This is a genomic window from Sphingomonas sp. CCH21-G11 (assembly GCF_001555965.1).
In the GTDB taxonomy this organism is placed as follows: domain Bacteria; phylum Pseudomonadota; class Alphaproteobacteria; order Sphingomonadales; family Sphingomonadaceae; genus Sphingomonas.
In genome coordinates this window covers 242,271-248,744 of record NZ_LSHX01000033.1, presented here as the reverse complement: position 1 = coordinate 248,744, position 6,474 = coordinate 242,271, and the positions used below count along the sequence as shown (strand labels likewise).

General features: G+C 64.6%; 6 protein-coding genes. 3 read left to right on the top strand and 3 right to left on the bottom strand.

Annotated elements, in window-relative coordinates; all coding sequences use genetic code 11:
* On the bottom strand, positions 1–444 hold a 444-nt coding region (locus AX676_RS09890), incomplete at its 3' end, for a squalene/phytoene synthase family protein (protein ID WP_197417798.1).
* Between the two features lie 73 nt (positions 445–517).
* Between AX676_RS09890 and AX676_RS09885 the strand changes: the two genes are divergently transcribed.
* From AX676_RS09885 to AX676_RS09875, 3 genes are read left to right on the top strand one after another with little or no spacing between them, the layout of a single operon-like run.
* Positions 518–2,515: a TadE/TadG family type IV pilus assembly protein gene (locus AX676_RS09885; RefSeq protein WP_066479453.1), complete on the top strand. Its 1,998-nt coding sequence runs from the start codon at positions 518–520 to the stop codon at positions 2,513–2,515.
* Positions 2,512–3,231, top strand: a complete 720-nt coding sequence (locus tag AX676_RS09880; protein ID WP_066544238.1) for a TadE/TadG family type IV pilus assembly protein — start codon at positions 2,512–2,514, stop codon at positions 3,229–3,231. Before AX676_RS09885 ends, AX676_RS09880 begins: the two co-directional genes overlap by 4 nt.
* Positions 3,228–3,872, top strand: a complete 645-nt coding sequence (locus tag AX676_RS09875) for a TadE/TadG family type IV pilus assembly protein (RefSeq protein ID WP_066479458.1) — start codon at positions 3,228–3,230, stop codon at positions 3,870–3,872. Before AX676_RS09880 ends, AX676_RS09875 begins: the two co-directional genes overlap by 4 nt.
* Positions 3,873–3,944: 72 nt before the next feature.
* On the opposite strand, the gene AX676_RS09870 is transcribed toward AX676_RS09875, so the two are convergent.
* Together AX676_RS09870 and pdhA are read right to left on the bottom strand one after the other, a co-directional pair.
* Positions 3,945–5,348, bottom strand: coding sequence for a pyruvate dehydrogenase complex E1 component subunit beta (locus AX676_RS09870; protein WP_066479460.1), 1,404 nt, complete (start codon positions 5,346–5,348; stop codon positions 3,945–3,947).
* A gap of 1 nt (position 5,349) precedes the next feature.
* Positions 5,350–6,396 carry a pyruvate dehydrogenase (acetyl-transferring) E1 component subunit alpha gene (gene pdhA, locus AX676_RS09865; protein ID WP_066479463.1) on the bottom strand — a complete coding sequence of 349 codons (1,047 nt, stop codon included), beginning with the start codon at positions 6,394–6,396 and terminating at the stop codon, positions 5,350–5,352.
* Positions 6,397–6,474: the final 78 nt, after the last annotated feature.

Sequence of the window (6,474 nt, the reverse complement as noted above, 5' to 3'; positions counted from 1 at the left end):
CCGCCCGCCTGCCGCGGTCGCCGCGCGCGCCTCCGCCCCCGCCAGCCGCGCCGCGCAGTCGAACAGGACCGCGCCCCGCTTCTCGGCATAGGCGGACAGCGTGACGTCATCGAGCACGGGGGCATCGAGCAGCGTCTCCCACCCCTCGATCATCCCCGCCATGTCGCCGACCGGCACGCCCCGTGCGACGCAGGCTGCGGCCAGCGCCTGCAGCACCGGCTGTGCGGGCGGCGGCGCGGAATCGAGCTTGCTGATGGCGTCATGCCACCAGGTCAGCCGCATTTGCGCCAGCATCGGTTCCCCCTTGCCGCGCAGGACCGCGGCCAGCGTGTCATCGAGGTCCAGCAACGCCGCGAAACCCGCCCGCGCCGCCGTCGGCGCATAGGCGAGCACGATCGCGCGCTCCGGATCGCGCCCCGCAAAGCTTTCCTCGGGATTAACCACGCGTCTTCAACCGTACTTATCCATTGGCGTGCCACAGAAGGTCGTTGAACCGGGAATTGGATTAGGCACAGGAATGAAAAAGCGCGCTATTGCAAGCACGGATGCGTCGCGCCCCTTCCTCGTCAGGCTGGCGCGCGACACGCGCGGCAACACCATGGCGATCATGGCGGCGGCGATCTTTCCGATGGCCGGCATGATCGGTGGCGGGCTCGACCTCAGCCGCCTCTACCTCGTCAAGACGCGGCTTCAGCATGCCTGCGACGCCGGTGCGCTGGCGGGGCGCAAGGCGATGGGCGGCGGCCTGTGGTCCCAGAGCAACAACATGCCGAACGAGGTCGCCCAGCGCTTCTTCTCGTCGAACATCGGCACCAGCGCCTATGGCGCGTCGAATATCGCGGCGACCTATACTGAATCGGCGGGCAAAGTAACGGGTGTCGCCACCGCCCAGGTGCCGATGACGCTCATGCGCGTCTTCGGCAGCGAACAGCGCTCGCTGTCGGTCAGCTGCGACGCCGAAATGCGCCTGCCGAACACAGATGTGATGTTCGTGCTCGACGTGACCGGATCGATGGACTCGACGCTCCCCGGCGACAGCGAAAGCAAGCTGACCGGGCTGAAGGTCGCAGTGAAGTGCTTCTATGAAACGCTGGCGCGGCTCAATACTGCCGCGGCCTGCATCGCGGGCGACCCGAGCGGCGGCACCGGCGGGGAAACACAGATCCGGTTCGGCTTCGTTCCCTATGCGACCAACGCCAATGTCGGAAAGCTGCTCCGGCCGGAGTGGCTGGTCGACCGCTGGACCTACCAATCGCGTGAGCGAGTAACCGTCGGCGGGATGCCTGGCGGCTATGTCGACGGGACCAAGGGGAATTGGAGCAACTGGTCCAACAACCAGAGCACCACCACCGCGACCAGGGAATTGTGCGAAGCATTTCTCCAACCGGCGGAGCGGGACGAGCCACGGAACAATAACTGGGGCGCCGGCTTCGAGGATTCCGAAGCCAACCTGCCGATCGGCACCTTCAAATCAAAGCGGCAATGGCGCGACCGCGAGTATCAATTCGTCTCCTACGCAGCAGGCAACAACGGGTGCAAATACCGCACGCGCACACGCAGCTATGACCGTACGTTCACGCTGACAGAGGTTCCGGTCGGCACGCCGTCGTCGGTCACGTTGAACGCATGGATGTACAAGCCGGTCGAGTTCGACGTGTCGGGGCTGAAAAACGGCACCGGGTGGAACGATTCTGTCACGTTGCCGCTCAGCACCAGCGCGATCAGCTGGGCAGGCTGTATCGAGGAACGCGACACGGTGCGCGCGACGAGCTATTATCCGATCGATCCAAACGCGCTCGACCTCGATATCGATCGTGTTCCAGAGCTGACCAGCCCCTCGACTCGGTGGCGTCCGGCGCTTCCCGTGACTTATCAGCGCAAGGAAAACTATGACAACACAAGCGCGCGGTCGCTGAATGAAATCCGCAGCTTCAACAATTTCAGCACCGGTAATTTCAACTGCAGCACGCCTGCGACACGGTTGACCGAATGGGCGACGGCATCAGCGTTCGAAGCATATGTCGACTCGCTGACGGCGAACGGCAATACCTATCACGACATCGGGCTGATCTGGGGCGGACGACTGATGTCGCCGACGGGCCTGTTCGCCGACGATAACCGGTTCACGCCCGAAGGTGGTGAAATCGAACGGCACCTGGTGTTCATGACCGACGGTGACGCGTGCACCTCGGTGGCCAATTACCAGGCCTATGGTCTGTCCTGGTACGATCGCCGGCAGACCGATGCGGCCGTCGAGCCGACCGAAGGCTGCAGCACTACCGGCACGCTGACGCAGCAGGTCAACGCGCGCACGCAGGCGATCTGTTCGGCGATCAAGAACAAGAACATCACGCTGTGGGTGATCTGGTTCGGGACGTCGAACCCGACGATCGAGGGCCAGATGACGAGCTGCGCCAGCCCGAGCCGCTTCTTCAGCGCGCGTAATTCGACGCAGCTCCAGCAGACGTTCAACGACATCGCCAACCAGATCTCGCAGCTGAGGCTGACGCAATGACGTGGTACGATCGCCTCGGCACAGCGCTGGTCCGCAACGAGCGGGGAACAACGCTGGTCGAATTCGCGATGATCGCGCCGGTGATGACCGTTCTGCTGCTCGGCGGCATGGACATTGCGCACACGCTGTACATGACGTCGATGACGCAGGGGATCGTCCAGAAGACCGCGCGCGACGGGACGCTTGAGGGCGGTCAACTCGATGCGCGGCAAACCGTCCTCGACGGGCTGGTCCGCACCGAAATCGGCAAGCTCAACAACCGGGCGGTCGTGCAAATCTCGCGTCAATTCTTCACGACCTACGAGCAGGCACAGCGTCGCTACGAGCCCTTCACCGACATGCCCGAAGGGGGCGCCAACGGGCGCTATACCTATGGCGAGGTATTCACCGACTCGAACGGCGATGGTGAGTGGAACACCGGCGAGCCCTATGAAGACACGTTGTCGGAGCCGAACGGCGCCTGCAACAATGGCGAGGCCTATACCGACGAGAACGGCAAAGGCACGTGGGAAGCCAATCTGGGCCGCGACGGCCAGGGCGGCGCCAAGGACGCGGTGATCTACAGCGTCAGGGTCACCTATCCGTCGGTGTTTCCGTTCTACGCCTTTGTCGGTGGACCGGAATCGAAGACCGTGACCGCCACGACGGTGCTGCGCAACCAGCCCTATGGCGACCAGGAAGCCTTCGCCACCCCGCAGACGAGATATTGCACATGAGCCGCGCTGTCATGTTCCGTCGGCTGTCGACGCTGCGCCGCGACCGGAGCGGCGTGGCGCTGATCGAGTTCGCCTATACCCTGCCCTTCATGCTGCTGCTGTCGCTGAGCGGCGCGGAGCTGACCAACTACATCACGACCCGGATGCGGGTGAGCCAGCTCGCCCTTCAGGTCGTCGACAATGCCGCGCGGATCGGCCGCGGCACGCAGCTCCAGGCCAAGCAGATCAACGAGGGCGATATCAACGATCTATTCATTGGCGCGGCTTTGCAGTCGGGAACGCTCGACATCGCCAATAACGGCCGCATCATCCTGTCCAGCCTGGAGATCGATCCCGCAAATGCGGGCAAATACCGCATCCGCTGGCAACGCTGCACCGGTGCCAAGGTCGAGCATGCCTCGACCTTCGGAGACGAGGGCGACGCCAACCTTGACGGAATTGGACCCGTCGGCCGACAGGCGACCGTGACGGACAACAACGCAACGATGTTCGTGCAGATCTTCTACGAATATCAGCCGCTGATCGAGACGGAATTCGCGCCGGATTCGCTGATGATGGAATATGCGGCGATGATGGTTCGCGACCGCCGCGACCTGTCCCAGGTCTATCCGGTTTCCGGCCTCACGCCGTCGACCTGCTGACGCTTCGACCGGATGACTGCGGCGAGGCGGGGCGACACCGCCGCCCCGCCTTCTCCGAACACGTCAACCGGATCAGCGATAGGTCACCTTCTTCACCGCCGCGACCACGCGGTCGGCGCTGACCAGCGCCAGCTTTTCCAGATTGGCGGCATAGGGTAGCGGCACGTCCTCGTTCGTCACGCGCAGCACCGGGGCGTCGAGATCGTCGAACCCCTGTTCCATCGCCACCGCGGCAAGCTCGGACGCGATCGAGCAGGTCGGCCAGCCTTCCTCCACCACCACCATGCGGTTGGTCTTCTTCAGGCTGCCAAGCACCGTCTGGGTGTCGAGCGGGCGCAGTGTGCGCAGGTCGATGACTTCCGCGTCAATCCCCTCGCCCGCCAGCTTCTCCGCGGCTTCGAGCGCAAGGCCGACGCCGATCGAGTAGCTGACGATCGTGACATCCTTGCCCGCGCGCATGATCCGCGCCTTGCCGATCGGCAGGACATAATCGTCGATCTTGGGCACTTCGAAGCTTCGGCCGTAGAGCAGCTCGTTTTCCAGGAACACGACCGGATCGTCGGTGCGGATCGCCGCCTTCATCAGCCCCTTGGCATCCGCCGCGTCATAGGGCGCGATGACGATCAGACCGGGGACGCTGGCATACCACGGCCCGTAATTCTGGCTGTGCTGCGCGGCCACCCGGCTCGCCGCGCCATTGGGGCCGCGGAACACGATCGGGCAGCGCATCTGGCCGCCCGACATGTAATTGGTCTTGGCCGCCGAATTGATGATGTGGTCGATCGCCTGCATCGCGAAGTTGAAGGTCATGAACTCGACGATCGGGCGCAGGCCGCCCATCGCCGCGCCGGTACCGACGCCGGCAAAACCATATTCGGTGATCGGCGTGTCGATCACCCGCTTTGGCCCGAACTCGTCGAGCAGGCCCTGGGTCACCTTGTACGCGCCCTGATATTCGGCGACTTCCTCGCCCATCACGAACACGCGCGGGTCGGCACGCATTTCCTCGGCCATCGCATCGCGAAGCGCCTCGCGCACGGTTTGCTTGAACATCTCGGTGCCGGCGGGGACTTCCGGGTCGGGCGTGCGCGCGGTCGATTTGAGCGGCTCGGGCGTGCGTGCGCCGTTCTCGCCCGCCCCTTCCGTCGCCCCGGCGGAGGCCGGGGCCGCTGGCTGTTGCGCGCCGTCCCCATCGGCCCCGGCCTTCGCCGGGGCGACGCTTGCGGCACCCTCGCCCTCGCCCGCCATCGTCGCGATCACGGTGCCGACCTTCACCCCGTCGGTGCCCTCGGCAACGAGGATCTGCGCGATCGTGCCTTCGTCGACCGCTTCGAATTCCATCGTCGCCTTGTCGGTCTCGATCTCGGCCAGGATATCACCCGACTTGACCGTGTCGCCTTCCTTGACCAGCCACTTGGCCAGCGTGCCTTCTTCCATCGTGGGCGACAGCGCCGGCATCTTCAGTTCGATCGCCATCTCAGTAGGTCTCCACCAGCACATCGGTGTACAGTTCGGCCGCGTCGGGCTCGGGCGTGGTTTCGGCAAAGTCGGCGGCGTCGTTCACCACCTTGCGGATTTCCGCCTCGATCGCCTTCAGCTCGTCTTCCTTGACGCCGATCGCCTCCAGCTCGCGCTTGCATTGCTCGATCGGGTCGGACTTTTCGCGGACCGACTGCACCTCGTCGCGCGACCGGTATTTGGCGGGATCGGACATCGAATGGCCGCGATAGCGATAGGTCTTCATCTCCAGGATGATCGGCCCCTTGCCCGCGCGGACCCAGGCGAGCGCGGTCTCGGCGGCACCGCGCGCGGCCAGCACGTCCATGCCGTCGACCTGGAGCCCCGGCACGCGAAAGCTCTCGCCCCGGCGATAGAGCTGGTCCTCGGCCGAGGCGCGATTGACGCTGGTGCCCATCGCATACTGGTTGTTTTCAATGACGAAGATGATCGGCAGCTTCCACAGCTCGGCCATGTTCAGGCTTTCGTACACCTGGCCCTGATTGGCCGCGCCGTCGCCGAAATAGGCGAGGCACACGCCACCGTCGTCGTTGTACTTGTGGCTGAACGCCAGGCCCGCGCCCAGCGACACCTGCGCGCCGACGATGCCGTGACCGCCATAGAATTTATGCTCGACGCTGAACATGTGCATCGAGCCGCCCTTGCCCTTCGAAATGCCCGCCTGGCGCCCGGTCAGTTCGGCCATCACGTCGCGCGGCGGAATGCCGCACAACAGCATATGGCCGTGGTCGCGATAGCCGGTGATGACGCTATCCTTGTCGGTCAGCGCCGATTGCAGGCCCACCGCGACCGCTTCCTGGCCGATATAGAGGTGGCAGAAGCCGCCGATCAGGCCGAGCCCGTAAAGCTGACCGGCCTTTTCCTCGAACCGGCGGATGAGCAGCATCTGCTTGTAGAAGTCGAGCAGCTGGTCCTTGCTCGCCTCGAACCGCACCGGTTCGTCGGGGCGCTCGCGATTGGGGATGGCGGGTTCACTTTTCGCGCGCTGCGCCGGTGCCTTGGCCACGTGTCGAGGGTCCTCGTTCCTGGGGAAGGGAAAGATGTGCCCGCCTATAAGCGCGAAGCGCGGCCGCGTGCAATGTTC